This window comes from Pseudomonas sp. Pdm06 (assembly GCF_014851795.1).
GTDB classification, from domain to species: Bacteria; Pseudomonadota; Gammaproteobacteria; order Pseudomonadales; family Pseudomonadaceae; genus Aquipseudomonas; species Aquipseudomonas fluorescens_AA.
In genome coordinates this window covers 386,678-411,845 of sequence record NZ_JACVAH010000001.1, presented here as the reverse complement: position 1 = coordinate 411,845, position 25,168 = coordinate 386,678, and the positions used below count along the sequence as shown (strand labels likewise).

The 25,168-nt window shown below is 62.5% G+C and carries 24 protein-coding genes; 21 read left to right on the top strand and 3 right to left on the bottom strand.

Annotated elements, in window-relative coordinates:
* Nucleotides 1-106: 106 nt before the first annotated feature.
* Nucleotides 107-1,180, bottom strand: a complete 1,074-nt coding sequence (rlmM, locus tag IB266_RS01810; protein ID WP_192259794.1) for a 23S rRNA (cytidine(2498)-2'-O)-methyltransferase RlmM — start codon at nt 1,178-1,180, stop codon at nt 107-109.
* Nucleotides 1,181-1,353: 173 nt separating this feature from the next.
* On the opposite strand from rlmM, the gene acnA reads away from it, so the two are divergent.
* From acnA to IB266_RS01795, 3 genes are all read left to right on the top strand, one after another.
* Nucleotides 1,354-4,095: an aconitate hydratase AcnA gene (acnA, locus tag IB266_RS01805; protein ID WP_192259792.1), complete on the top strand. Its 2,742-nt coding sequence runs from the start codon at nt 1,354-1,356 to the stop codon at nt 4,093-4,095.
* Between the two features lie 430 nt (nt 4,096-4,525).
* A complete protein-coding gene (locus IB266_RS01800) occupies nt 4,526-5,314 on the top strand; it encodes a CPBP family intramembrane glutamic endopeptidase (RefSeq protein ID WP_192259790.1) in 789 nt (262 codons plus the stop codon).
* A gap of 77 nt (nt 5,315-5,391) precedes the next feature.
* Nucleotides 5,392-6,957, top strand: a complete 1,566-nt coding sequence (locus IB266_RS01795) for a methyl-accepting chemotaxis protein (RefSeq protein ID WP_192259788.1) — start codon at nt 5,392-5,394, stop codon at nt 6,955-6,957.
* 162 nt (nt 6,958-7,119) lie between these two features.
* On the opposite strand, the gene IB266_RS01790 is transcribed toward IB266_RS01795, so the two are convergent.
* On the bottom strand, nt 7,120-7,812 hold the full coding sequence (locus tag IB266_RS01790) for an alpha/beta family hydrolase (RefSeq protein ID WP_192259786.1): 693 nt from the start codon (nt 7,810-7,812) through the stop codon (nt 7,120-7,122).
* A 96-nt stretch (nt 7,813-7,908) separates the two neighbouring features.
* Here IB266_RS01790 and ccoN (IB266_RS01785) point away from each other — a divergent pair, with 96 nt between their 5' ends.
* From ccoN (IB266_RS01785) to IB266_RS01700, 18 genes are all read left to right on the top strand, one after another.
* On the top strand, nt 7,909-9,333 hold the full coding sequence (gene ccoN, locus IB266_RS01785; RefSeq protein WP_003199614.1) for a cytochrome-c oxidase, cbb3-type subunit I: 1,425 nt from the start codon (nt 7,909-7,911) through the stop codon (nt 9,331-9,333).
* A gap of 10 nt (nt 9,334-9,343) precedes the next feature.
* Nucleotides 9,344-9,952, top strand: coding sequence for a cytochrome-c oxidase, cbb3-type subunit II (ccoO, locus tag IB266_RS01780; protein WP_053120686.1), 609 nt, complete (start codon nt 9,344-9,346; stop codon nt 9,950-9,952).
* Nucleotides 9,953-9,957: 5 nt separating this feature from the next.
* On the top strand, nt 9,958-10,158 hold the full coding sequence (locus IB266_RS01775) for a cbb3-type cytochrome oxidase subunit 3 (protein WP_060743060.1): 201 nt from the start codon (nt 9,958-9,960) through the stop codon (nt 10,156-10,158).
* On the top strand, nt 10,155-11,108 hold the full coding sequence (gene ccoP / locus IB266_RS01770) for a cytochrome-c oxidase, cbb3-type subunit III (protein ID WP_103308821.1): 954 nt from the start codon (nt 10,155-10,157) through the stop codon (nt 11,106-11,108). The genes IB266_RS01775 and ccoP (IB266_RS01770) overlap by 4 nt, the downstream gene beginning before the upstream one ends.
* 482 nt (nt 11,109-11,590) lie before the next feature.
* Nucleotides 11,591-13,033: a cytochrome-c oxidase, cbb3-type subunit I gene (ccoN, locus tag IB266_RS01765; protein ID WP_053120682.1), complete on the top strand. Its 1,443-nt coding sequence runs from the start codon at nt 11,591-11,593 to the stop codon at nt 13,031-13,033.
* The gene (gene ccoO / locus IB266_RS01760) at nt 13,033-13,641 is read left to right on the top strand and encodes a cytochrome-c oxidase, cbb3-type subunit II (RefSeq protein ID WP_053120680.1); all 609 of its coding nucleotides are present in this window, start codon (nt 13,033-13,035) and stop codon (nt 13,639-13,641) included. Before ccoN (IB266_RS01765) ends, ccoO (IB266_RS01760) begins: the two co-directional genes overlap by 1 nt.
* A 5-nt stretch (nt 13,642-13,646) precedes the next feature.
* On the top strand, nt 13,647-13,832 hold the full coding sequence (locus IB266_RS01755) for a cbb3-type cytochrome oxidase subunit 3 (RefSeq protein WP_192259784.1): 186 nt from the start codon (nt 13,647-13,649) through the stop codon (nt 13,830-13,832).
* The gene (gene ccoP / locus IB266_RS01750; RefSeq protein WP_060738428.1) at nt 13,829-14,812 is read left to right on the top strand and encodes a cytochrome-c oxidase, cbb3-type subunit III; all 984 of its coding nucleotides are present in this window, start codon (nt 13,829-13,831) and stop codon (nt 14,810-14,812) included. Before IB266_RS01755 ends, ccoP (IB266_RS01750) begins: the two co-directional genes overlap by 4 nt.
* 149 nt (nt 14,813-14,961) lie before the next feature.
* Entirely contained in the window at nt 14,962-15,216 is a 255-nt protein-coding gene (locus IB266_RS01745) for a type II toxin-antitoxin system Phd/YefM family antitoxin (protein WP_192259782.1), read from the top strand.
* Complete coding sequence (locus tag IB266_RS01740) at nt 15,216-15,638, top strand: type II toxin-antitoxin system VapC family toxin (protein WP_060738430.1); 423 nt, start codon at nt 15,216-15,218, stop codon at nt 15,636-15,638. Before IB266_RS01745 ends, IB266_RS01740 begins: the two co-directional genes overlap by 1 nt.
* Nucleotides 15,639-15,843: 205 nt before the next feature.
* Nucleotides 15,844-17,259, top strand: a complete 1,416-nt coding sequence (gene ccoG / locus IB266_RS01735; RefSeq protein ID WP_192259780.1) for a cytochrome c oxidase accessory protein CcoG — start codon at nt 15,844-15,846, stop codon at nt 17,257-17,259.
* A gap of 11 nt (nt 17,260-17,270) precedes the next feature.
* A complete protein-coding gene (locus tag IB266_RS01730; protein WP_060738432.1) occupies nt 17,271-17,810 on the top strand; it encodes a FixH family protein in 540 nt (179 codons plus the stop codon).
* 179 nt (nt 17,811-17,989) lie between these two features.
* The gene (locus tag IB266_RS01725; RefSeq protein WP_192259778.1) at nt 17,990-20,440 is read left to right on the top strand and encodes a heavy metal translocating P-type ATPase; all 2,451 of its coding nucleotides are present in this window, start codon (nt 17,990-17,992) and stop codon (nt 20,438-20,440) included.
* 24 nt (nt 20,441-20,464) lie between these two features.
* Nucleotides 20,465-20,683 carry a cbb3-type cytochrome oxidase assembly protein CcoS gene (ccoS, locus tag IB266_RS01720; RefSeq protein WP_192259776.1) on the top strand — a complete coding sequence of 73 codons (219 nt, stop codon included), beginning with the start codon at nt 20,465-20,467 and terminating at the stop codon, nt 20,681-20,683.
* The gene (locus IB266_RS01715; protein WP_072407868.1) at nt 20,676-21,359 is read left to right on the top strand and encodes a sulfite exporter TauE/SafE family protein; all 684 of its coding nucleotides are present in this window, start codon (nt 20,676-20,678) and stop codon (nt 21,357-21,359) included. The genes ccoS and IB266_RS01715 overlap by 8 nt, the downstream gene beginning before the upstream one ends.
* Nucleotides 21,360-21,580: 221 nt before the next feature.
* Entirely contained in the window at nt 21,581-22,963 is a 1,383-nt protein-coding gene (hemN, locus tag IB266_RS01710; protein ID WP_192259774.1) for an oxygen-independent coproporphyrinogen III oxidase, read from the top strand.
* A gap of 94 nt (nt 22,964-23,057) precedes the next feature.
* Nucleotides 23,058-23,792, top strand: a complete 735-nt coding sequence (gene fnr / locus IB266_RS01705; protein ID WP_060738437.1) for a fumarate/nitrate reduction transcriptional regulator Fnr — start codon at nt 23,058-23,060, stop codon at nt 23,790-23,792.
* A gap of 76 nt (nt 23,793-23,868) precedes the next feature.
* Nucleotides 23,869-24,417, top strand: a complete 549-nt coding sequence (locus tag IB266_RS01700; protein ID WP_003183509.1) for an adenine phosphoribosyltransferase — start codon at nt 23,869-23,871, stop codon at nt 24,415-24,417.
* Nucleotides 24,418-24,543: 126 nt separating this feature from the next.
* On the opposite strand, the gene recR is transcribed toward IB266_RS01700, so the two are convergent.
* Complete coding sequence (recR, locus tag IB266_RS01695) at nt 24,544-25,146, bottom strand: recombination mediator RecR (protein WP_060743061.1); 603 nt, start codon at nt 25,144-25,146, stop codon at nt 24,544-24,546.
* Between the last annotated feature and the right edge of the window lie 22 nt (nt 25,147-25,168).

Below are 25,168 nucleotides of genomic sequence, written 5' to 3'. Positions count from 1 at the left end.
GCTTGCTCCCGCTCGGCTGCGCAGCAGTCGTCGCTCTTTGGATTGGGGTTGCTTCGCAACCCGGCGGGAGCAAGCTCCCTCGCCACAAAAGCTGTTCAAGGCAGCATCAACGGGATTTCGGCTTTTTCGTGTCCAACCGCCGCAGATGGCACGTCACTTCCTCACGGTCGTGGTACAGCTGCTTGCAACCGATCTCGACCTTGATGCCCCGGGTCTTGAAGCCATCGGCGATACGCTCGAGCAGGCGCTTCACCTCGGCATAACGCTGTTTCATCGGCAGCTTGAGGTTGACCACGGCCTCGCGACAATGGCCCTCGCCAATCCACTCTTCCAGCATCGCCGCATTGCGCGCGGGCTTTTCGACGATGTCGCAGACCATCCAGTCCACCGGCTGCTTGGGCTTGAACGTGAAACCGTCCGCCATCAGGTGTTGCACCAGGCCGGTGTCCATCAGGCTTTCGGCCATCGGCCCATTGTCGATGGCCGTCACCAGCATGCCACGATTGACCAATTGCCAGGTCCAGCCGCCTGGCGCGGCACCGAGGTCCACGCCGGTCATGTCACTGTGCAGGCGCTCGTCCCACTGCTCCCGAGGGATGAAATGGTGCCAGGCCTCTTCGAGTTTGAGCGTGGAGCGACTCGGCGCTTCCCGGGGGAACTTCAGGCGCGGGATGCCCATCGGCCACATCGCCGAATTATCCGCGTCCGCCAGGCCCAGGAACACTTCGCGGCCACTCTTGAACGTCAGCAGCAGGCGCGGCTTGTGCGGGTCGTCCACCAGCTTGCCGGCCCCGCCCAGCGCTTTGCGCAACGGGCCTTCGAATTTCTTGCAGAAGTTCGACAGCTCCTTGCCGTCATTGGTGTCGACCACCTCCAGCCACAGGCTGCCGCAGGTCGGGAACGCCGACATGTGAGCCAGGATGACGCTGATACGGTCGGTTTCCGGCAATTCAATGAACGTGCCCCGCGCCCACTGACGCGGAAAAATCAGCTCGGCAAAACGCTGCCCGCGCATCAGCCGCTCGGCGCCGTCCTCTTCGGTACAGACAAATTCGGCGCAGGCACTGGCCGGTTTGGCCTTGGCGTAGCCGGCCACGTTGAGCCGGGCCGCGTGTTCGGCGATCTCGGAACAGACCTCGCCTTCGAAGCCTGGCCGGCAGTGCATAAAAAGCGTGTTCATTGAAACTCCGTAGCAAAGCCTGTCACGAAAACCGCCGCATGATAGCGGAGTTCGGAACCGCGAACCTTGCTATAGAGTCCAGTGATTAGTCATATGCTCAAAACAGGGCTAGGTTAAAGGCTCTGTCCGTCCCCCTCAGTCCGTAGCCGTGCGGACTCAAAGGAGTGATTTCAATGCCGTCCCTCGATAGCCTGAAAACCCTTAAGACACTGCAAGTCGACGCCAGGACCTACCACTACTTCAGCCTGCCGGATGCCGCCCGAAGCCTGGGTGACCTGGACAAGCTGCCCATGTCCTTGAAGGTGCTGCTGGAAAACCTGTTGCGCTGGGAAGATGAAAAAACCGTCACCGGTGCCGACCTCAAGGCCCTGGCCGGGTGGCTCAAGGACCGTCGTTCCGACCGCGAGATTCAATACCGCCCGGCACGGGTACTGATGCAGGATTTCACCGGCGTCCCCGCCGTGGTCGATCTGGCCGCCATGCGCGCCGCCGTGGAAAAGGCCGGCGGCGATCCCCAGCGGATCAACCCGCTGTCACCGGTGGACCTGGTGATCGACCACTCGGTGATGGTGGACAAGTTCGCCAGCAGCCAGGCGTTCGAGCAGAACGTCGACATCGAAATGCAGCGCAACGGCGAACGCTACGCCTTCCTGCGCTGGGGCCAGAGCGCCTTCGCCAATTTCAGCGTGGTGCCGCCAGGCACCGGCATCTGCCACCAGGTCAACCTTGAATACCTGGGCCGCACCGTGTGGACCAAAGAAGAAGACGGCCGCACCTACGCCTTCCCCGATACCCTGGTGGGCACCGACTCCCACACCACCATGATCAACGGCCTCGGCGTACTGGGCTGGGGCGTCGGCGGGATCGAGGCGGAAGCGGCCATGCTCGGCCAACCGGTGTCGATGCTGATTCCCGAGGTCATCGGTTTCAAACTCATCGGCAAACTGCGCGAAGGCATCACCGCCACCGACCTGGTGCTGACCGTCACGCAGATGCTGCGCAAGAAAGGTGTGGTGGGCAAATTCGTCGAGTTCTATGGCGACGGTTTGGCCGACCTGCCCCTGGCCGACCGCGCCACCATCGCCAACATGGCTCCGGAATACGGCGCCACCTGCGGTTTCTTCCCGGTGGACGAGGTGACCCTGGACTACCTGCGCCTGTCCGGGCGTCCGGCAGAAACCGTGAAGCTGGTGGAAGCCTATTGCAAGGCCCAGGGCCTGTGGCGCCTGCCCGGCCAGGAGCCGGTCTTCACCGACACCCTGGAGCTGGACATGGGCAGCGTCGAGGCCAGTCTCGCCGGGCCCAAACGCCCTCAAGACCGGGTTTCGCTGCCGAATGTCGGCCAGGCTTTCAGCGACTTCCTGGGGTTGCAGGTCAAACCCACCAGCAAAGAAGAAGGCCGCCTGGAAAGTGAAGGCGGCGGTGGCGTCGCGGTGGGCAATGCCGACCAGGTGGGCGAAGCCGAGTACGAATTCGAAGGCCACACCCATCGCCTGAAAAACGGCGCGGTGGTGATTGCCGCCATCACCTCGTGCACCAACACCTCCAACCCCAGCGTGATGATGGCCGCCGGGCTGCTGGCGAAAAAAGCCGTGGAAAAAGGCCTGGTCCGCAAGCCTTGGGTCAAGAGTTCCCTGGCGCCGGGCTCCAAGGTGGTCACCGATTACTACAACGCGGCCGGCCTGACCGAGTACCTGGATAAACTCGGTTTCGACTTGGTGGGCTATGGTTGCACGACCTGTATCGGCAACTCCGGGCCGTTGCCGGACCCCATCGAGAAAGCCATCCAGAAAGCCGACCTGACCGTGGCCTCGGTATTGTCGGGCAACCGCAACTTCGAAGGCCGGGTGCATCCACTGGTGAAGACCAACTGGTTGGCCTCGCCGCCGCTGGTGGTCGCCTATGCCCTGGCCGGCACGGTGCGCATCGACATCAGCAGCGAGCCGCTGGGCAACGACCGGGACGGCAAGCCTGTGTACCTGCGGGACATCTGGCCCAGCAGCCAGGAAGTGGCCGCCGCCGTGGCCCAGGTCAACACCAGCATGTTCCACAAGGAATACGCCGCCGTGTTTGCCGGTGACGAGCAATGGCAGGCCATCGAAGTGCCGCAAGCGGCGACTTACGTCTGGCAGGATGACTCGACCTACATCCAGCACCCACCGTTCTTCGACGACATCGACGGGCCGCCACCGGCCGTCAGGAACGTCGAGGGCGCCCGGGTCCTGGCCCTGCTGGGCGACTCGGTGACCACCGACCACATCTCCCCGGCCGGCAACATCAAGGCCGACAGCCCGGCCGGTCGCTACCTGCGCGAACAGGGCGTGGAGCCACGGGACTTCAACTCCTACGGCTCCCGACGCGGCAACCATCAAGTCATGATGCGCGGCACCTTCGCCAATATCCGCATCCGCAACGAAATGCTCGACGGCGAAGAAGGCGGCAACACGATCTACATCCCCAGTGGCGAACGAATGCCGATCTACGATGCCGCCATGCTCTACCAGGCCACGGGCACGCCCCTGGTGGTGATCGCCGGCCAGGAATATGGCACGGGCTCGAGCCGGGACTGGGCGGCCAAGGGCACCAACCTGCTGGGGGTCAAGGCGGTGATCGCCGAAAGCTTCGAGCGCATCCATCGCTCCAACCTGGTGGGGATGGGCGTGCTGCCGTTGCAGTTCAAGCTCGACCAGAACCGCAAGAGCCTGAACCTCACGGGCAGGGAAACCCTGGACATCCTCGGGCTCAATGACGTCGAACTGACGCCACGGATGAACCTGCCCCTGGTGATTACCCGCGAGGATGGCCGCCAGGAACGGATCGAAGTGTTGTGTCGGATCGATACCTTGAATGAAGTGGAATACTTCAAGGCGGGCGGGATTCTTCACTATGTGTTGCGGCAATTGATTGCAGGTTAAGCACGCCCCCCTGTGGGAGCCGAGCTTGCTCGCGATAGCGGTGGATCAGCCTGCATCTGTGCTGAATGCTCCGCCATCATCGCGAGCAGGCTCGCTCCCACAATAGATTCTGGCTGCTCACAGACGCAGCGTTCGACCCCGATCCCCTGTGGGAGCGAGCTTGCTCGCGATAGCGATGGATCAGCCAGCATCAGTGTTGGCTGACCTGCCCCTATCGCGAGCAAGCTCGCTCCCACGGTTACTTAACAGGCGCTGTTTTGTATGAGCCCGCCTATAATCCCGCCGGCACTCACGCAACCGCGTCAGTCAACTGCCTGCCTCTCCTGCGCATGAATCTGCATGGACACAAATGTGCTCTTTGCGCGACACGGTGGCGTCGAAGCCCCGACGGCCGCCCTCGCCCAGAGCTTTCCCGCTAAAAGGATGTTGTATGCCCGCTTTACCCTGGCTTCACCTGGCCCTTCTTTCCACAGGCTATGGTCTGGCGCTGGTCTATGGCCATCTGGCCTGGACCGCGCTCATCTCGGTGGCGCTGCTGCTGTTCGCCGGTTACGCGGTGCGCCAGCAGGAAATGCCGGTGGGCCGGTTTCTCGGGCACGTCCTGTTTCTGGTGATGGCCTTGGCCCTGGCGATGCACTGGATGCCAGGCTTCTTCAACGGCCGGGCCATCCCGGCGCAACGCTTCACCGATGATGCGGCACGCTTCGCCATGTACCTGAACCAGGACAAGCCGCTGATCGGCTTCTGGCTGTTGCTGGCCTGCCCCTGGATCGTCGGCCGGCGCTCATTGCGCCTGTCGGTCCAGGCCACGGCGCTGGGCCTGGCGCTGAGCGCGGTGCTGGCCCTTGGCGGCGCGATGCTGCTGGGGATGATCCACTGGGCACCGAAATGGCCGGACCATGCGTGGATGTGGGTACTTAATAATCTTTTATTGGTCACGCTCGTGGAGGAAGCGCTGTTTCGTGGCTACATTCAGGGGGGCCTGAGTCGGCGCTTCAAACATATGGCCCAAGGCGACAACCTGGCGTTGCTCATGGCTTCGTTGCTGTTCGGCCTTGTGCATGCGGGCGCGGGTTGGCAATGGGTGCTGCTGTCGGGCCTGGCGGGGCTAGGTTACGGCCTGGCGTATCGTTTTGGTGGCCTGGGCGCGGCGATTGCCACGCACTTCCTGCTCAACCTGCTTCATTTCGCCCTCTTTACCTACCCGATGCTGGCGTGATAGCGACAGGCAAAAATAACTTCAACTAAAACCTGACGGCGCCGACAACCTTTCAAAGCCTTGCGGATCTACACACCATGCGTAACAACCAACCCGTCACACAACGCGAAAGGACCTTCCCGGCCCAGCAACGATTGATTTCGACCACCGACGCCAAGGGCGTGATCACCTACTGCAACGACGCGTTCGTTGAAATCAGTGGGTTTTCGAAGGAAGAACTGATCCGTTCGCCGCACAATCTCGTGCGCCATCCCGATGTCCCATCCGCTGTGTTCGCGCACATGTGGGACACGCTGAAACAAGGCTTGCCATGGATGGGCATCGTCAAGAATCGCTGCAAGAGCGGTGATCATTACTGGGTCAACGCCTATGTCACGCCCGTGTTCGAGGGCAATCAGGTGGTCGGCTATGAATCGGTGCGGGTCAAACCCTCCGCCGAGCAGATCGCCCGCGCCGAAGCCCTGTATCAGCGCATCAACCAGGGCAAATCCGCGGTTCCGGCCAGCGACAAATGGTTGCCGATGCTGCAGGACTGGCTGCCGTTTATCCTGGTCAGCCAACTCAGTTTCGTCGTCGGCGCCTTCCTGAACTCCCACTGGGGCTTTGCCCTGGCCGCCCTGCTGTCGGTGCCCTTGGGGCTGATGGGCCTGCAATGGCAACAACGCGGGATCAAGCGCCTGCTGCGCCTGGCCGAGCAAACCACCTCCGACCCCCTGATCGCCCGGATGTACACCGACAGCCGCGGCGTCCAGGCACGCCTGGAAATGTCGATCCTCAGCCAGCAAGCGCGCCTGAAAACCTGCCTGACGCGCCTGCAGGACACCGCCGAGCACCTTAACGACCAGGCTCGCCAGTCCAACACGTTGGCCCATGACAGCTCCAGCGGCCTTGAGCGCCAGCGGGTGGAAACCGAACAGGTCGCCACGGCCGTCAACCAGATGGCGGCAACGACCCAGGAAGTCGCCAGTCACGTGCAGCGCACCGCCGATGCCACCCAGGAAGCCAATCGCCTGACCAGCCGCGGCCGCGACATCGCCGGGGAAACCCGCGAAGCCATCGAGCGGCTGTCGGTGGTGGTCGGCGAGACCGGCAACACCGTGACTCAGTTGGCCAAGGACAGCGACGAGATCGGTGGCGTGGTCGACGTGATCAAAGGCATCGCCGACCAGACCAACCTTCTGGCCCTCAACGCCGCCATCGAAGCGGCCCGTGCCGGTGAGATGGGGCGCGGCTTTGCCGTGGTGGCCGACGAAGTACGCCAACTGGCACAACGCACCAGCGAATCCACCGGGCAGATCCATGCCCTGATCGCCAAGCTCCAGCAAACCGCCAACAATGCCGTGCAAACCATGGAGGCCGGCCACCGCCAGGCCGAAGAAGGCGTGGCGCGGGTCATGGAAGCGGACCAGGCATTGGTGGGCATCAGCGAAGCGGTGGCCCACATCACCGACATGACCACCCAGATCGCCGCCGCCACCGAGGAGCAAAGCTCGGTGGCCGAGGAGATCAGCCGCAACATCAGCAACATCTCGGAACTGGCCGACCAGACCTCCGGCCAGGCCCACAGCTCGGCGCTGCTGAGCGAAGAACTGACCCGCACGGCGAATTCGCAGTATTCGTTGGTGGAGCGGTTCAACCGCTGATTTCAGTGGGCAATCTGAAAACCCGGACAGCGAACGCTTCCGGGTTTTTTGTTGCCTGAGCAACCGCTATCGCGAGCAAGCTCGCTCCCACAACGGGGTTGTGAACGCCACAAATCCAGTGTGGGAGCGAGCTTGCTCGCGAAGAGGCCGGGACAGGCGCTATCAATCCTGAAAAAGAAACGCCGCCACCTTACCTGCCACCGCCTCCAGATGCTGCTCATGACTGAACCCCGACGCCTTCAGCGGCTTCAGGTCATGATCCCCCGCCACCAGCCACATCACCTCAATGCTCGGTGACAATTCATACCCCTGCACCGCCTCCCGGTTACCCAAGGCATCGCGCTCGCCCTGGACGATCAAGGTCCGGGTCTTTAACCCTGCCAAGTGCTCGACCCGCGGTTTCTCCGGCTTGCCCACCGCATAGAAGGGATAGCCCAGGCACACCAGCGCATCGGCGCCCAGCTCATCGACCAGCAGACTCGCCATGCGCCCGCCCATGGACTTGCCGCCAACGGCCAACCGCCCAGCGACATAAGGCCGCACCGTGGCGTACACCTCACGCCAGCATTCCAGCAGCTTGGGTGCCGGGTTTGGAGGACGCTTACCCCCATCCTGGCGCCGCTGGGCCATGTAGGGAAACTCGAAGCGCAACACGTTGACGCCCCGTGCGGCAAGGCGCGCGGCCATTTCTTCCATGAAGCCGCTGTCCATCGGTGCACCGGCACCATGGGCCAGGATCAGGGTTGGCGGCTCGGCGCCCGCGCCCGGTTGCGCGGCCGTCCACCGCCAACCGTGTTGCTCCACGCACCGCGCCCATTGATCCCCGTCAATACTGGCCTTGTGCTGTTTGTCCATGCTTGCCTCGCTTTTAGTCTGCCTATAACTCCAGGCGAAGAACGCCGCACTGCCTTGCGCAGGCGCTCACTTCGGCTGAACCGTGGATGGGGAACCATGAACACTTCTATCAGTACCGCCTACAACTACAAGGTGGTCCGCCAATTCGCCATTATGACGGTGGTGTGGGGCATCGTCGGCATGGGGCTCGGGGTTTTTCTCGCCGCCCAATTGGTCTGGCCGCAGCTCAACTTCGATTTGCCCTGGACCAGCTTCGGCCGCCTGCGCCCGCTGCACACCAACGCGGTGATCTTCGCTTTTGGGGGCTGTGCCCTGTTCGCCAGCTCGTTTTATTCGGTGCAACGCACCTGCCAGACACAGCTGTTCGCGCCAAAAATCGCCGCGTTCTGCTTCTGGGGCTGGCAATTGGTGATCCTGCTGGCGGCCATCAGCCTGCCCCTGGGCTACACCAGTTCCAAGGAATACGCCGAGCTGGAATGGCCGATCGACATCCTGATCACCATCGTCTGGGTGGCCTACGCCATCGTGTTCTTCGGCACCGTGGCCAAGCGCAACACCAAGCACATCTACGTCGGCAACTGGTTCTTCGGCGGGTTCATCCTGACCGTGGCGATCCTGCACATCGTCAACAACCTGGAACTGCCGGTGAGTTTCACCAAATCCTACTCGGTGTATGCCGGGGCCACGGATGCGATGGTGCAGTGGTGGTACGGCCACAACGCCGTAGGCTTTTTCCTCACTGCTGGCTTCCTGGGGATGATGTACTACTTCGTGCCCAAGCAGGCCGAGCGCCCGGTGTATTCCTATCGCTTGTCCATCGTCCACTTCTGGGCGTTGATCACCCTGTACATCTGGGCCGGCCCGCACCACCTGCACTACACCGCGCTGCCGGACTGGGCGCAGTCCCTGGGCATGGTGATGTCGCTGATCCTGCTGGCGCCAAGCTGGGGCGGCATGATCAACGGCATGATGACCCTGTCGGGGGCCTGGCATAAGCTGCGCAGCGACCCGATTCTGCGCTTCTTGGTGGTGTCCCTGGCGTTCTACGGCATGTCGACCTTCGAAGGTCCGATGATGGCGATCAAGACCGTCAACGCCCTCTCCCACTACACCGACTGGACCATCGGCCACGTACACGCCGGTGCCCTCGGCTGGGTGGCGATGATTTCCATCGGTGCGCTGTACCACATGATCCCGAAAGTCTTCGGCCGGCCACAGATGCACAGCATCGGCCTGATCAACGCGCACTTCTGGCTCGCGACCATCGGCACGGTGCTGTACATCGCCTCGATGTGGGTCAACGGCATCGCCCAGGGCCTGATGTGGCGCGCGGTGAACGAGGACGGCACGCTCACCTACTCCTTCGTCGAAACCCTGGTGGCCAGCCACCCAGGCTTCGTCGTGCGGCTGGCGGGCGGGTCGATCTTCCTTCTCGGCATGCTGCTGATGGCCTACAACACCTGGCGCACCGTGCGGGCCTACCAGCCTGCCGAAGCCGCCGCTGCCGCGCAGATGGCCTGAGGAGTCCACCATGAAACACGAAACAATCGAAAAAAACGTCGGCCTGCTGATGCTGCTGATGGTCCTGGCCGTGAGCATTGGCGGCCTGACCCAGATCGTGCCGCTGTTCTTCCAGGACGTGACCAACAAGCCGGTGGACGGCATGAAGCCCTACACCGCCCTGCAACTGGAAGGCCGCGACATCTACATCCGTGAAGGCTGCGTCGGCTGCCACTCGCAGATGATCCGTCCGTTCCGCGCCGAGACCGAGCGCTACGGCCACTACTCCGTCGCCGGCGAAAGCGTCTGGGATCACCCATTCCTGTGGGGTTCCAAGCGTACCGGGCCGGACCTGGCACGGGTCGGCGCGCGCTACTCCGATGACTGGCACCGCGCCCACTTGTACAACCCGCGCAACGTCGTGCCCGAGTCGAAAATGCCGGCCTACCCATGGCTGGTAGCCCAGGCGGTGGACAGCAGCCACACCGAAGGCAAGCTGCGCGCCATGCGCACCCTCGGCGTGCCGTACACCGACGACGACATCGCCGGCAGCGTGGCCTCGCTCAAGGGCAAGACCGAAATGGACGCGCTGGTGGCCTACCTGCAAGTGCTCGGCACTGCCATCAAGAGCAAGAGGTGAGCCTGATGTTCTTTGAAATGAGCACTGGAATGATCCGTGGCCTGGGCACCGTCGTGGTGTTCATCGCCTTCATCGGCCTGACCCTGTGGGTATTCAGCAGCAAGCGCGGCCCGGAATTCGCCCAGGCGCGCCTGCTGCCGTTCGCCGACGAACCGCCCGCCGACATCACCCCCCAAGACCCTGCGACAAGGAGTACCCGGCCATGACCACCTTCTGGAGTACGTGGATCTGCGTACTGACCATCGGCAGCCTGATCGGCCTGACCTGGCTGCTGATCGGCACCCGCAAGGGCGAGACCAAGGGCAGCGTCGACCAGACCATGGGCCACAGCTTCGACGGCATCGAGGAGTACGACAACCCGCTGCCACAGTGGTGGTTCCTGTTGTTCGCCGGCACCCTGGTGTTTTCCGTCGGTTACCTGGTCCTGTATCCGGGCCTGGGCAACTGGAAAGGCATCCTGCCCGGCTACGAGAACGGCTGGACCGGGGCCCATGAATGGGAAAAGGAAATGGCCAAGGCCGATGCCAAATTCGGACCGATCTTCGCCAAATTCGCCGCCATGCCGGTGGAAGAAGTGGCCAAGGACCCGCAGGCACTGAAAATGGGCGGTCGCCTGTTCGCCTCCAACTGCTCGGTCTGCCATGGCTCGGACGCCAAGGGTGCCTTTGGCTTTCCGAACCTGGCCGACAGCAACTGGCGCTGGGGCGGTGCTGCCGACACCATCAAGGCGACCATCATGGGCGGCCGCATGGCGGCGATGCCGGCCTGGGGCGAAGTGCTGGGGGACGCGGGGGTCAAGAACGTGGCCGCGTATGTACGCCACGACCTGGCCGGCCTGCCGTTGCCGGCAGACAGCGGTGCCGATCTGCAAGCCGGCCAGCAGGCCTTCAACACCACCTGCGTCGCCTGCCACGGCGCCAACGGCCAAGGGACTGAAGCCATGGGCGCGCCGAACCTGACGCAACCGGCCGGTTTCATCTACGGCACCAGCCTGGCCCAGTTGCAGCAGACCATTCGCCATGGTCGCCAGGGCCACATGCCGGCGCAGAATGAGTTGCTGGGCAATGACAAGGTGCAACTGCTCGCCGCTTACGTCTACAGCCTGTCCCAGGGTGCCCGCACCGAGCGCCTGCAAGCGGAACACAAAAGCGAATAAATCCTGACCACACAAACAGCCGCATTCATCTGGATGCGGCTGCTTCGTGCCCCTGCGCGACGCATTGTCGCACCCCTCCCATCGTCTTCCTTTCGGTTCCCCGGAATCAGGTCTAAGCTTGCCTCTGCGTGCGCTGGCGACTGCCGGTTTCAGGTCGACCCGACCCGATGCGTTCGACAATCGTTCGATAAAAAGGCCGCAAAGGCAGGTGAATACCGGCTGTTGCGACAGTTGCCTGGCATCACCCGAACGCCGTGTTCGAACACACCCCGTTACAACCGACCTGACCCCCTCGCCTCTTTCCTTCGTTGCGACATTTTGCCGAGGGCCAATTTTGTCCCTACTCAGCACATGGAAAGGCCGCAGAATCAGCTTTGGAAAGCATTGACCCAGGTCATGGCGCGTTGCAATGACCCCCCGCTTTCTCCATACTTGCGACCGATTTTTATCCTAATAAAACACCCAAACCGTGGAACCTTAGAATGAGCACAGCAATCAGTCCGACTGCTTATAACTATAAGGTAGTCCGCCAGTTCGCCATCATGACGGTGGTCTGGGGGATCCTTGGCATGGGGCTCGGTGTCTTCATCGCCTCGCAACTGGTCTGGCCGGAGTTGAACTTCGATCTGCCATGGACGACATTTGGACGCCTGCGCCCGCTGCACACCAACCTGGTGATCTTCGCCTTCGGTGGTTGTGCGTTGTTTGCCACTTCTTACTACGTCGTGCAGCGAACCTGCCAAACGCGACTGATCTCCGACAGCCTCGCCGCCTTCACCTTCTGGGGCTGGCAAGCGGTCATCGTCGGTGCGATCGTGACCTTGCCAATGGGTTTCACCACCACCAAGGAATACGCGGAGCTGGAATGGCCCCTGGCTATCCTGCTGGCCATCGTCTGGGTGACCTACGGTTTGGTGTTCTTTGGCACCATCGTCAAGCGCAAGACCAAGCACATCTACGTCGGTAACTGGTTCTACGGTGCCTTCATCGTCGTGACCGCCATGCTGCACATCGTCAACCACGCCTCCCTGCCGGTCAGCTTCTTCAAGTCGTACTCGGCCTACTCGGGCGCGACCGACGCGATGATCCAGTGGTGGTACGGCCACAACGCCGTGGGTTTCTTCCTGACCACCGGCTTTTTGGGGATGATGTACTACTTCGTGCCGAAACAGGCCGAGCGTCCGATCTATTCCTATCGCCTGTCCATCGTCCACTTCTGGGCGCTGATCACCCTGTACATCTGGGCCGGTCCGCACCACCTGCACTACACCGCACTGCCGGACTGGGCGCAGTCCCTGGGCATGGCGATGTCGATCATCCTGCTGGCGCCAAGCTGGGGCGGCATGATCAACGGCATGATGACCCTCTCGGGTGCCTGGCATAAGCTGCGCACCGACCCGATCCTGCGCTTTCTGGTCGTGTCGCTGGCGTTCTACGGCATGTCGACCTTCGAAGGCCCGATGATGGCCATCAAGACCGTCAACTCCCTGAGCCACTACACCGACTGGACCATCGGCCACGTACACGCCGGTGCCCTTGGCTGGGTGGCGATGATTTCCATCGGCGCCATCTACCACATGATCCCGAAACTGTTCGGTCGTGCGCAGATGCACAGCACCGGCCTGATCAACGCGCACTTCTGGCTCGCGACCATCGGCACCGTGCTCTACATCGCCTCGATGTGGGTCAACGGCATCACCCAAGGCCTGATGTGGCGTGCGATCAACGACGACGGCACCCTGACCTACTCGTTCGTCGAAGCGCTGCAAGCCAGCCATCCTGGCTTCATCGTACGTGCCCTGGGCGGCGCGTTCTTCGCCAGCGGCATGCTGTTCATGGCCTACAACGTGTACCGCACCGTTCGTGCCTCTGACCCGGCTGAAGCTGAAGCCGCCGCCAAGATCGCCGTAGTTGGAGCTCACTGATGAAGCACGAAGCAGTAGAGAAGAATATCGGCCTGCTGGCCTTCTTCATGGTCATCGCCGTGAGCATCGGCGGCCTGACCCAGATCGTTCCGCTGTTCTTCCAGGATGTCACCAACAAGCCGGTCGAAGGCATGAAGCCGCGTACCGCCCTTGAACTGGAAGGCCGCGACATCTACATCGCCAACGGCTGTGTCGGCTGCCACTCGCAGATGATCCGTCCGTTCCGTGCCGAGACCGAACGCTACGGCCACTATTCGGTTGCCGGTGAAAGCGTCTGGGACCACCCGTTCCTGTGGGGCTCGAAGCGGACCGGCCCGGACCTGGCCCGCGTTGGCGGCCGCTACTCCGACGACTGGCAGCGTGCGCACTTGTACAACCCGCGCAACGTTGTGCCTGAGTCGAAGATGCCGGCCTACCCGTTCCTCGTAGAAAACAAGCTCGACGGCAAAGACACCGCCAAGAAAATGGAAGTCCTGCGCGCCTTGGGCGTGCCTTACACCGACGAAGACATCGCCGGTGCCAAGGATGCCGTCAAGGGCAAGACTGAAATGGACGCGCTGGTGGCCTATCTGCAAGGCCTGGGCACCATCATCAAAAGCAAACGGTGATCTGGATGGATATCGGGATGATTCGTGGCCTGGGCACCGTCGTCGTGATGGCGGCCTTTATCGGCCTGGCCTTGTGGGTGTTCAGCCCCAAGCGCAAGTCGGAGTTTGACGACGCGACCTTGCTGCCGTTCGCGGATGATCCCGAGGCCATCAAGCACGTCGAGCAAGCTTCTAGGAGTAACAAAGAATGACTACGTTCTGGAGTCTGTACGTCACAGTCCTCAGTCTGGGTACGATCTTCGCCCTGACCTGGCTGCTGCTGTCGACCCGCAAGGGCCAGCGCAGCGAAGCCACCGAAGAGACGGTTGGCCACTCCTTCGACGGGATCGAGGAGTACGACAACCCGCTGCCGAAATGGTGGTTCATGTTGTTCGTGGGCACCATCGTGTTCGCCCTCGGTTACCTGGTGCTCTACCCTGGCCTGGGCAACTGGAAAGGCCTGCTGCCAGGCTATAACTACCTGGACAACGAAAAGCAGACCGCCTTCGCCAACGGCCAGACCGGCTGGACAGGCGTTCACGAGTGGGAAAAGGAAATGGCTCGCTCGGACGCCAAGTTCGGTCCGATTTTCGCCAAGTTCGCCTCCATGCCGATCGAAGAAGTCGCCAAGGACCCGCAAGCCCTGAAGATGGGTGGCCGCCTGTTCGCCTCCAACTGCTCGGTCTGCCACGGTTCCGACGCCAAGGGTGCCTATGGCTTCCCCAACCTGACCGACGCCGACTGGCGCTGGGGCGGCGAGCCGGAAACCATCAAGACCACCATCATGGGCGGCCGTCACGCCGTGATGCCGGGCTGGGCTGCCGTGGTGGGTGAACAAGGCGTGGCCGACGTGGCTTCCTACCTGGTGACCAGCCTGCACGGTCGCAAGCTGCCGGAAGGCGCCAAGGCCGACCCGGCCAACGGCCAGAAACTGTTCGCGGCCAACTGCGTGGCCTGCCACGGTCCTGCCGGCAAGGGCACGCCCGCCATGGGCGCACCTGACCTGACGCATCCGGCCGGTTTCATCTACGGTTCGAGCTTCGCCCAACTGCAGCAGACCATCCGCTACGGTCGCCAGGGCCAGATGCCGGCCCAGGCCGACCTGCAAGGCAACGACAAGGTCCACTTGTTGGCCGCCTATGTCTACAGCCTGTCTCACGGCGAGAAAGCACCTGCGGCTGACGCCCAGTAAAGCCAACGCCTGATGCACCAAAGGCCCCGTCAACCAACGTTGACGGGGCCTTTTTGTTTGCCGGTGCGACAGGACGAAATTGTTTTATCTTGCCCGCAATCAGTAGCGGTAGTAACGTGCCTACATTCATTTTTATTGAGGACGCCGCCATGTCCATCACCACTATTTCCAGCCGCGAATTCAACCACGACACAAGTGGTGCCAAAAAAGCCACCCGCCAGGGGCCGGTCATCATTACCGACCGTGGCAAGCCGGCCCATGTGCTGCTAAGCATTGAGGAGTACCAGAAACTGACCGGCATCGGCACCAGCATTGTCGAGTTGCTGGTCATGCCCGACACGCCGGATATTGATTTCGATACCGACCGTGCCGTCATCTCTCCTCGACCGGTGGACCTGTCCTGATGTACCTGCTCGACACTAACGTCATCTCGGAACTGCGCAAGCCTCAAGCCGATAAGAATGTACAGGCCTGGGCGCGTGGCGTGCCCGCCCCCAGCCTTTACCTTTCGGCGATTACCGTATTGGAATTGGAAACCGGCGTGTTGCGGTTCGAACGCAAGGACCCGGTGCAAGGCAGCCACCTGCGCGCATGGCTGGACAACCATGTCATGCCCGCATTCGCCGGAAGAATCCTGGCGGTCGACCGCGCCGTCGCGCTGCGCTGCGCTCGCCTGCACGTTCCGGATCGCAGCAATGAATGCGATGCACTGATTGCCGCCACTGCGCTGGTCCACGGACTGACCGTAGTCACCCGCAACGTGAATGATTTCCAGAGCAGCGGCGTGGCGGTGCTCAACCCATGGTCATCCAGTCCACCCGCTTGAGACGGCAGCTCCTACAATAGTCAATTGATCTGGGTCATGACTTGTTACATCCGCTACACCATTCTGGGCAGGCGCCCAACGCGACCAAAGGTCGCACCCTTGAGCCAGAGCGACAGGCGTATCATTGCGCCACTGCAATACCCTTTCTGACCGTGGTCGGCACGTACTGACCCCGGCACTTTTCCACTGCCGTGGGATGCAATTGATGAGCAACCAGATTCCGGTACATGACGTTACCCCGCCTGCCAAGGACGCGAACAAAAGCGTCGACCTGTATGCCTCTCGGGAAAAAATCTACACCCGCGCCTTCACCGGTCTGTTCCGTAACCTGCGGATGCTGGGCGGAGCGTTCTTGTTCCTGCTGTATTTCGGTACGGTCTGGTTGAACTGGGGCGGCCATCAGGCCGTCTGGTGGAACCTGCCGGAACGCAAGTTCTTCATTTTCGGTGCGACGTTCTGGCCCCAGGATTTCATCCTGCTGTCGGGGATGCTGATCATTGCGGCATTTGGCCTGTTCTTCATCACGGTCTATGCCGGACGGGTGTGGTGCGGCTACACCTGCCCACAAAGCGTGTGGACCTGGATCTTCATGTGGTGCGAAAAAGTCACCGAAGGCGATCGCAACCAGCGCATCAAGCTCGACAAGGCCCCCATGGGCGCCAACAAATTCCTGCGCAAGTTCGCCAAGCACAGCCTGTGGCTGCTGATCGGCTTCGCCACCGGCGTGACCTTCGTCGGTTACTTCACGCCGATCCGCGAACTGGTGTTCGAGTTCTTTACCGGCCAGGCCGATGGCTGGTCGTATTTCTGGATCGGCTTCTTCACCCTCGCCACCTATGGCAACGCCGGCTGGCTGCGCGAGCAGGTGTGCATCTACATGTGCCCTTACGCGCGCTTCCAAAGCGTGATGTTCGACAAGGACACCTTGATCGTGTCCTACGACCCGCGTCGTGGCGAAAGCCGTGGCCCGCGCAAGAAAGGTGTGGACTACAAGGCCCTGGGCCTTGGGGACTGCATCGACTGCACCATGTGCGTCCAGGTCTGCCCGACCGGCATCGACATTCGCGACGGCTTGCAGGTCGAGTGCATTGGCTGCGCAGCCTGCATCGACGCCTGCGATAGCATCATGGATAAGATGGACTACCCGCGCGGCCTGATCAGCTACACCACCGAACACAACCTGTCGGGGCAGAAAACCCATAAACTGCGCCCACGCCTGATCGGTTACGCCTTGGTGCTGCTGACCATGATCAGCTTGCTGGCGGCGGCATTCTTCATGCGTTCGCTGGTGGGGTTCGACGTCAGCAAGGACCGCGTGTTGTACCGCGAAAACGCCGAAGGCCGGATCGAGAACGTCTACAGCCTGAAGATCATGAACAAAGACCAACGCGACCATACGTACGTCCTGGAAGCCTCAGGCCTGCCCGACCTCAAGCTGCAAGGCCGTCGGGAAATCAAGGTCGCGGCCGGCGAGATCTACAGCCAGCCGGTTGAGCTGTCCAGCGCACCGGAGCAACTGCCATCGAGCACCAACGAGGTGACCTTCATCCTCAAGGACGCCGATGACGAAAGCGTACATGTCGAAGCCAAGAGCCGGTTCATCGGCCCACAAACTCGTTGAGAGAACTGAACATGCCTGCAGCAACCGCCACCAGCCCTTGGTACAAGCACCTCTGGCCGTGGATCATCATCGCGATCCTGAGCTGTTCGGTGACACTGAGCCTGACGATGGTGACCATTGCGGTGAAGAACCCGGACAACCTGGTCAACGACAACTATTACGAAGCCGGCAAGGGCATCAACCGCTCGCTGGAGCGCGAACTGCTGGCCCAGACCCTGCAACTGCATGCCAACGTGCAACTGGATGACGTGACCGGCGAAGTGAACCTGCGCCTGAACGGCGACAGCCGCCCCCAGACCCTGGAACTGAGCCTGATCTCACCGACCCAGCCGGAGAAGGACCGCAAGATCGTCCTGACCCGCAACGACAGCGAACCGGGGCGCTACGTCGGCCAGTTGACGGACAAGATCGAAGGCCGGCGCTTTGTCGAATTGCTGGGGGTGGAGAACGACAAGACCTGGCGCCTGTTCGAAGAAGAACAGATCAACCACGACCAGGACATCCTGCTCGGCGATGAACCGCTGCAAGGCGCTGAAGACCTGAAGAAATAAATCGCTTCTCTGTGGCGAGGGAGCTTGCTCCCGCTGGGTCGCGAAGCGGCCCCGTTCTTCGTGTGACCGGCTCACCCGATTACGACTGCTACGCAGCCGAGCGGGAGCAAGCTACCTCGCCACAACAGCGCCCATAAACCAGCAAACGCCCCAGCCAAAAAGGCCTTCATGCGACAACCATGACCACTCCACAGCCGTGCTACCACTGCGCCCTGCCCGTCCCTCCTGGCAGTCGCTTCACCGCCGTTGTCCTCGGTGAAACCCGCGAGCTGTGCTGCCCGGGCTGCCAGGCGGTGGCCGAGGCCATTGTCGCCGGTGGCCTGGAAAGCTATTACCTGCATCGCAGTGAAGCGTCGGCCAATCCCGAGACCCTGCCCGTCCAGTTGACCGATGAACTGGCGCTGTACGATCGCCCTGACGTGCAGCAGTCGTTCGTGCGTCATGAGGGCGAATTGGCCGAAACCACCCTGTTGATGGAAGGCATCAGTTGCGCCGCCTGCGGCTGGTTGATCGAAAAACAGCTGCGCAGCCTGCCGGCCGTGGCCGAGGCGCGATTGAACCTGTCCAATCATCGCCTGCATGTGCGCTGGGCCGACGCCCAGTTGCCGCTGAGCACGCTGCTCGCCGAACTGCGCCAGATCGGCTACGTCGCCCACCCGTACCAGGCCGACCAGGCGTGCGAGCAACTCGCCGCACAAAACCGCCTGGCCCTGCGCCAGTTAGGCGTGGCCGGCCTGTTGTGGTTCCAGGCGATGATGGCGACGATGGCCACCTGGCCGGAATTCAACATCGACCTGAGCCCGGAGATGCACACCATCCTGCGCTGGGTCGCCTTGTTTCTCACCACGCCCATCGTGTTCTACAGCTGCGCGCCATTCTTCAAAGGCGCCATGCGCGACCTACGCACCCGCCACCTGACCATGGACGTTTCCGTGTCCCTGGCCATTGGCAGCGCCTACATTGCCGGGATCTGGACGTCGATCACTGGCGTTGGCGAGTTGTACTTCGATGCCGTGGGCATGTTCGCCCTTTTCCTGCTGGCCGGCCGTTACCTGGAGCGCCGGGCCCGGGAGCGCACGGCCGCCGCCACCGCCCAACTGGTCAATCTGTTACCGGCCTCGTGCCTGCGCCTGGCGGACGATGGCCAGAGCGAACGCATCCTGCTCAGCGAATTGCGCACCGGCGACCGAGTGTTGGTGCATCCCGGGGCGGTCCTGCCGGCTGATGGCAGAATCCTCGAGGGGCAGTCCAGCATCGACGAATCCCTGCTGACCGGTGAATACCTGCCACAAGCTCGGCAGGTGGGCGATGCGGTCACCGCGGGCACGCTGAACGTCGAAGGCGCCTTGACCGTCGAGGTGCTGGCCCTCGGCCAAGACACCCGGTTGTCGGCCATCGTTCGCCTACTGGAGCGGGCCCAGGCCGAGAAACCGCGATTGGCGGAGATCGCCGATCGCGCCGCCCAATGGTTCCTGCTGTTCTCCCTGGTCGCGGCGGCGGCAATCGGCCTGTTGTGGTGGCAACTGGATGCCTCGCGAGCCTTCTGGATCGTCCTGGCGATGCTGGTCGCCACTTGCCCCTGTGCATTGTCCCTCGCCACGCCGACCGCCCTCACCGCAGCCACCGGTACCTTGCACAAACTTGGCCTGCTGCTGACGCGCGGCCATGTACTGGAGGGCCTGAACCAGATCGACACGGTCATTTTCGACAAGACCGGCACCCTCACCGAAGGCCGCCTGGCGTTGCGCGCCATTCGGCCACTGGCGACCCTCGACAGCGATCACTGCCTGGGCTTGGCCGCGGCCCTGGAAAACCGCTCGGAACACCCCATCGCCCGTGCTTTTGGCCGCGCGCCAATGGCCGCCGAGCAGGTGCAAAGCACCCCGGGGCTGGGGCTGGAAGGCCTCGTGGCCGAACAACGCCTGCGCATCGGCCAGCCCGGTTTTGTCTGCGAACTGAGTGGCGCGGCCATACCGCAGATGCCGGAAGAAGCCGGGCAATGGCTGTTGCTGGGCGATGAGCTCGGGCCGCTGGCCTGGTTTGTCCTCGATGACCGCTTGCGCGTCGACGCCCCGACCCTGCTGGCGGCCTGCAAGGCGCGGGGCTGGCGAACGCTGCTGCTGTCGGGCGACAGTTCGCCGATGGTTGCCAGCGTCGCCGCCGAACTGGGCATCGACGAGGCCCGGGGCGGCCTGCGCCCGGACGACAAACTGGCGGTGTTGCAGCAATTGCACCAACAGGGCCGCAAGGTGCTGATGCTCGGGGATGGCGTGAACGACGTGCCCGTGCTGGCGGCGGCGGACATCAGTGTCGCCATGGGCTCGGCCACCGATCTGGCCAAGACCAGCGCCGACGCCGTGCTGCTGTCCAACCGCCTCGACGCCCTGATCCACGCCTTCGACCTGGCTCGACGCACTCGCCGGGTGATCGTCGAGAACCTGGTGTGGGCCGGGCTGTACAATGGCCTCATGTTGCCGTTCGCCGCCCTCGGCTGGATTACACCGGTGTGGGCCGCGGTCGGCATGTCCATCAGTTCGTTGACCGTGGTGTTGAATGCCCTGAGGCTGACGCGTCAGCCCAAGGCGCAGGTTTTCACCGCCACGCCCGATACCCGCCCGCTGCCGGCCTGAGCCGCGCGGGCATGGAGTTCCAACATGCCAGCTCTTTACGTGATGATCCCGGCCGCGCTGCTGATCGTGGCCATCGCCGTGTACATTTTCTTCTGGGCCGTGGACAGCGGACAGTACGACGACCTCGACGGTCCGGCCCATAGCATCTTGTTCGACGATCAGGACCCGCACCACAAGGCGGCGGTGGACGAAGCCAGTGGCGAAGTCCGCAAGCCGGACGACAAGGCCCCACCCCATGCTTGACCTGGCGCCACTGCTGGTTTCGGCCGTTATCCTTGGCCTGCTGGGCGGCGGTCATTGCCTGGGCATGTGCGGCGGCCTGATGGGCGCCCTGACCCTGGCGATTCCCAAGGAACAGCGCAGCCGCCGCTTTCGGTTGCTGCTGGCGTACAACCTGGGACGAATCCTGAGCTATGCCACCGCCGGGCTGCTGATCGGCCTGGCCGGTTGGGCCGTGTCCAACAGTCCAGCAGCGATGATCATGCGGGTGCTGGCCGGCTTGCTGTTGATTGCCATGGGCCTGTACCTGGCGGGCTGGTGGAGCGGCCTGACCCGCATCGAAAGCGTGGGACGTGGCTTGTGGCGGCACATCCAACCCGTCGCCAACCGCTTGCTGCCGGTGTCGAGCCTGCCCCGGGCCTTGCTGCTCGGTGCCCTATGGGGCTGGCTGCCGTGCGGGCTGGTCTACAGCACCCTGCTATGGTCCGCCAGCCAGGGTAATGCCCTGGACAGCGCCCTGCTGATGCTCGCCTTCGGCCTGGGCACCTGGCCGGTGCTGCTCGCCACTGGCCTGGCCGCCGAGCGCATCACCGCCCTGCTGCGCAAACGCAGCGTGCGCATGGCCGGCGGGCTGTTGGTGATTGTTTTCGGGATCTGGACACTGCCGGGGCCGCATCAGCATTGGCTCATGGGCCACTGAATGTGGGAGCCGAGCTTGCTCGCGATAACGGCGGCACATCCAACGCTGATGTCAGCTGAACCACCGCCATCGCGAGCAAGCTCGGCTCCCACAGGTCATGTATCGTCTTCAAAAGCCTTGCACACCCTTTCTGCGCAGCGCGCTCGTTGACACAAATCAAGACCACCCCGCGCCTCCCCCCCTAGACTCGCCCCATGCCAGCCTACCCGGGGAACACCCGCATGCTCGACGCCATCCGTTGGGACTCAGACCTGATCCGCCACTACGACCTGGCGGGACCACGCTACACCTCGTACCCGACTGCGGCGCAGTTCGGCGGCCAGGTGGGCACCTTCGACCTGCTCCATGCCCTGCGTGACAGCCGCAAGGCCCGGCGACCACTGTCGGTGTATGTGCACGTGCCGTTCTGCGCAAACATCTGTTACTACTGCGCCTGCAACAAGGTCATCACCAAGGACCGTGGCCGCGCCCACGCCTATCTGCAACGCCTGGAACAGGAAATCCAGTTGATCGGCTGCCACCTGGACCCTACCCAGCCCGTGGAACAGCTGCACTTTGGCGGCGGCACCCCGACGTTCCTCAGCCACGACGAGCTGCGCCAACTGATGGCCACGCTGCGCAAGCACCTCAACCTGCTGGACGACGATTCCGGCGACTACGGCATCGAGATCGATCCCCGGGAGGCCGACTGGTCGACCATGGGGCTGTTGCGTGAACTGGGGTTCAATCGGGTCAGCATCGGCCTGCAAGACCTTGACCCGGCGGTGCAGCGTGCCGTCAATCGCCCGCAAAGCCTGGAAGAAACCCGCGCGGTGGTCGAGGCTGCCCGAACCTTGCAGTTCCGTTCGATCAACATTGACCTGATCTACGGCCTGCCCAAGCAGACCCCGGACAACTTCGCCCGCACCGTCGAGGAAGTCATCCACCTGCAACCGGACCGGCTCTCGGTGTTCAATTACGCCCACCTGCCGGAACGCTTCATGCCCCAGCGGCGCATCAACAGCCAGGACTTGCCGAACCCGGAACAGAAACTGGCGATGCTGCAGGGCACTATCGAACAACTGACCGCCGCCGGCTACCGCTACGTCGGCATGGACCACTTCGCCCTGCCCGACGACGAGCTGGCCATCGCCCAGGAAGAGGCCACGTTGCAGCGCAACTTCCAGGGCTACACCACCCATGGCCATTGCGACCTGATCGGCCTCGGCGTGTCGGCCATCAGCCAGATCGGCGACCTGTATTGCCAGAACAGCAGCGACCTGAACCATTACCAGAACACCCTCGCCGACGGGCAACTGGCGACCAGTCGCGGCTGGGTATGCAACGCCGACGACCGGCTGCGGCGTGCGGTGATCCAGCAATTGATTTGTCATTTCAACCTGGTCTTCGCCGAGATCGAGCAAACCTTCAATATCGATTTTGGCGGATATTTTGCGCCGCTATGGCCGCAATTGCAGGCCATGGCCAAGGACGGCCTGATCGAGCTCGACAACACGCACATCAAAGTCCTGCCCGCCGGGCGCCTGCTGGTGCGATCCGTGTGCATGGTCTTCGATGCCTATCTGGAGCAGCACAATCGGCAGCGCTTCTCCCGAGTTATCTGAGCGCGACAATTTGACGACGAAACCGCACTGGCCGGAGTGCCTACGCTGGGGTACCCTTACGGCCTATGTGTGTTTTCCCACAAGGATTGAAGAAATGTCCGAGCCAGTCAAACTGCGCGCCCACAACCAGGCCCACTGCAAGGATTGCAGCCTGGCCCCGCTGTGCCTGCCACTTTCATTGAATCTGGAGGACATGGAGGCGTTGGACGAAATCGTTAAACGGGGCCGCCCGTTGAAAAAAGGTGAATTCCTGTTTCGCCAGGGTGACACCTTCGATTCCGTCTACGCGGTGCGCTCGGGCGCCTTGAAAACCTTTAACTTGAGCGATGGCGGCGAAGAGCAGCTCACCGGTTTCCACCTGCCCAGCGAACTGGTAGGCCTGTCCGGCATGGACACCGAGACCCATCCGGTCTCGGCCCAGGCACTGGAAACCACCTCGGTGTGCGAAATTCCCTTCGACCGCCTGGACGAGCTGGCCCTACAGTTGCCGCAACTGCGTCGCCAGTTGATGCGGGTCATGAGCCGGGAAATCCGTGACGATCAGCAGATGATGCTACTGCTCTCGAAAAAAACCGCCGACGAGCGCATCGCCACCTTCCTGGTCAACCTCTCTGCACGCTTCCGCGCCCGCGGGTTCTCGGCCAACCAGTTCCGCCTGAGCATGTCGCGCAACGAAATCGGCAATTACCTGGGCCTGGCGGTGGAAACCGTGTCCCGGGTGTTCACCCGTTTCCAGCAGAACGAATTGATTGCCGCCGAAGGCAAGGAAATTCACATCCTCGACCCGATCCAGCTCTGCGCCCTGGCCGGCGGCTCGATCGACGGCTGATGGACGAGCGCGGCTGAGGGATTTGCCTCGCCGCGCTATACTGCCGCGTTTGCAGCCCTGCCAGGACACCTCCACGATGGTCTTTGACTCCTTCGACATCAAATCCCTGATCCGCCCCGTGATCGACTTCCCCAAGCCCGGCGTGATCTTTCGCGACATTACCCCACTGTTCCAATCCCCGACCGCCCTGCGCCTGGTCATGGACAGTTTCGCCCACCGCTATGTCGAGGCCGAGTTCACTCACATTGGCGCGATGGATGCCCGCGGTTTCCTGATCGGTTCGATCCTGGCCTATCAGTTGAACAAACCGCTGGTCTTGTTCCGCAAGCAAGGCAAACTGCCGGCCGACGTGCTGGCCGAGGGATACCAGACCGAATACGGCGAAGCCTTCCTTGAAGTGCATGCCGACAGCCTGTGCGAGGGGGATTCGGTGGTGATGTTCGATGACCTGATCGCCACTGGTGGCACGCTGATCGCCGCCGCCAACCTGATCCGCCGCATGGGCGCCAAGGTCCACGAGGCCGCAGCGATCATTGACTTGCCGGAACTGCTCGGCTCCCAACGCCTGGAAGACATGGGGATCCCGACGTTCTGCCTGACGCAGTTCTCCCTCAGCGAAAAATAATTGCCAGGCAACCATCAAACCTGTGGGAGCGAGCTTGCTCGCGATAGCGGTTTATCAGTCGCATGGATGTTGACTGATCCACCGCTATCGCGAGCAAGCTCGCTCCCACAGGGTATGGGGTAGCGGTTACAACGCGATCGGCTTACGGCCCGCAAACGAATGCGCCAGCGTTCCACCGTCCACCAACTCAAGCTCCCCTCCCAGTGGCACGCCGTGGGCGATGCGGGAGGCGACCAGGCCTTTGTTGTTCAGCAGCTGGGCGATGTAATGGGCGGTGGCTTCGCCTTCGACCGTCGGGTTGGTGGCGAGGATGACTTCCGTGAACGTGCCCGCCTCTTCGATCCGCGCGATCAACTGTGGAATGCCGATGGCTTCCGGCCCCAAGCCGTCGAGCGGGGACAAATGGCCCTTGAGCACGAAGTAACGGCCACGAAAACCGGTCTGCTCCACCGCATACACATCCATCGGCCCCTCCACTACGCAGAGCAAGGTGTCGTCCCGACGCGGGTCGGCGCATTGCGGGCAGAGGTCGTCTTCGGTGAGGGTGCGGCATAAACGGCAATGCCCTACGCCTTCCATGGCCTGGCTCAGGGCCTGGGCCAGGCGTGAACCGCCGCTGCGATCACGCTCGAGCAATTGCAACGCCATGCGCTGGGCAGTTTTCTGACCCACACCCGGCAACGTTCGCAGGGCATCGATCAGTTGGCGAATCAAAGGGCTGAAGCTCATGGAGGAAATGTCCGACATAACA

What these genes read in the sequence shown, in the direction of transcription:
- IB266_RS01740 (WP_060738430.1), top strand. Translation starts at nt 15,216, where the DNA reads ATGTACCTGCTCGACACTAACGTCATCTCGGAACTGCGCAAGCCTCAA.
- acnA (WP_192259792.1), top strand. Translation starts at nt 1,354, where the DNA reads ATGCCGTCCCTCGATAGCCTGAAAACCCTTAAGACACTGCAAGTCGAC.
- ccoP (WP_060738428.1), top strand. Translation starts at nt 13,829, where the DNA reads ATGACTACGTTCTGGAGTCTGTACGTCACAGTCCTCAGTCTGGGTACG.
- ccoO (WP_053120680.1), top strand. Translation starts at nt 13,033, where the DNA reads ATGAAGCACGAAGCAGTAGAGAAGAATATCGGCCTGCTGGCCTTCTTC.
- ccoG (WP_192259780.1), top strand. Translation starts at nt 15,844, where the DNA reads ATGAGCAACCAGATTCCGGTACATGACGTTACCCCGCCTGCCAAGGAC.
- IB266_RS01775 (WP_060743060.1), top strand. Translation starts at nt 9,958, where the DNA reads ATGTTCTTTGAAATGAGCACTGGAATGATCCGTGGCCTGGGCACCGTC.
- fnr (WP_060738437.1), top strand. Translation starts at nt 23,058, where the DNA reads ATGTCCGAGCCAGTCAAACTGCGCGCCCACAACCAGGCCCACTGCAAG.
- ccoN (WP_053120682.1), top strand. Translation starts at nt 11,591, where the DNA reads ATGAGCACAGCAATCAGTCCGACTGCTTATAACTATAAGGTAGTCCGC.
- hemN (WP_192259774.1), top strand. Translation starts at nt 21,581, where the DNA reads ATGCTCGACGCCATCCGTTGGGACTCAGACCTGATCCGCCACTACGAC.
- IB266_RS01730 (WP_060738432.1), top strand. Translation starts at nt 17,271, where the DNA reads ATGCCTGCAGCAACCGCCACCAGCCCTTGGTACAAGCACCTCTGGCCG.
- ccoS (WP_192259776.1), top strand. Translation starts at nt 20,465, where the DNA reads ATGCCAGCTCTTTACGTGATGATCCCGGCCGCGCTGCTGATCGTGGCC.
- IB266_RS01755 (WP_192259784.1), top strand. Translation starts at nt 13,647, where the DNA reads ATGGATATCGGGATGATTCGTGGCCTGGGCACCGTCGTCGTGATGGCG.
- IB266_RS01790 (WP_192259786.1), bottom strand. Translation starts at nt 7,812, where the DNA reads ATGGACAAACAGCACAAGGCCAGTATTGACGGGGATCAATGGGCGCGG.
- IB266_RS01745 (WP_192259782.1), top strand. Translation starts at nt 14,962, where the DNA reads ATGTCCATCACCACTATTTCCAGCCGCGAATTCAACCACGACACAAGT.
- IB266_RS01795 (WP_192259788.1), top strand. Translation starts at nt 5,392, where the DNA reads ATGCGTAACAACCAACCCGTCACACAACGCGAAAGGACCTTCCCGGCC.
- ccoO (WP_053120686.1), top strand. Translation starts at nt 9,344, where the DNA reads ATGAAACACGAAACAATCGAAAAAAACGTCGGCCTGCTGATGCTGCTG.
- recR (WP_060743061.1), bottom strand. Translation starts at nt 25,146, where the DNA reads ATGAGCTTCAGCCCTTTGATTCGCCAACTGATCGATGCCCTGCGAACG.
- IB266_RS01725 (WP_192259778.1), top strand. Translation starts at nt 17,990, where the DNA reads ATGACCACTCCACAGCCGTGCTACCACTGCGCCCTGCCCGTCCCTCCT.
- IB266_RS01700 (WP_003183509.1), top strand. Translation starts at nt 23,869, where the DNA reads ATGGTCTTTGACTCCTTCGACATCAAATCCCTGATCCGCCCCGTGATC.
- IB266_RS01715 (WP_072407868.1), top strand. Translation starts at nt 20,676, where the DNA reads ATGCTTGACCTGGCGCCACTGCTGGTTTCGGCCGTTATCCTTGGCCTG.
- rlmM (WP_192259794.1), bottom strand. Translation starts at nt 1,180, where the DNA reads ATGAACACGCTTTTTATGCACTGCCGGCCAGGCTTCGAAGGCGAGGTC.
- ccoP (WP_103308821.1), top strand. Translation starts at nt 10,155, where the DNA reads ATGACCACCTTCTGGAGTACGTGGATCTGCGTACTGACCATCGGCAGC.
- IB266_RS01800 (WP_192259790.1), top strand. Translation starts at nt 4,526, where the DNA reads ATGCCCGCTTTACCCTGGCTTCACCTGGCCCTTCTTTCCACAGGCTAT.
- ccoN (WP_003199614.1), top strand. Translation starts at nt 7,909, where the DNA reads ATGAACACTTCTATCAGTACCGCCTACAACTACAAGGTGGTCCGCCAA.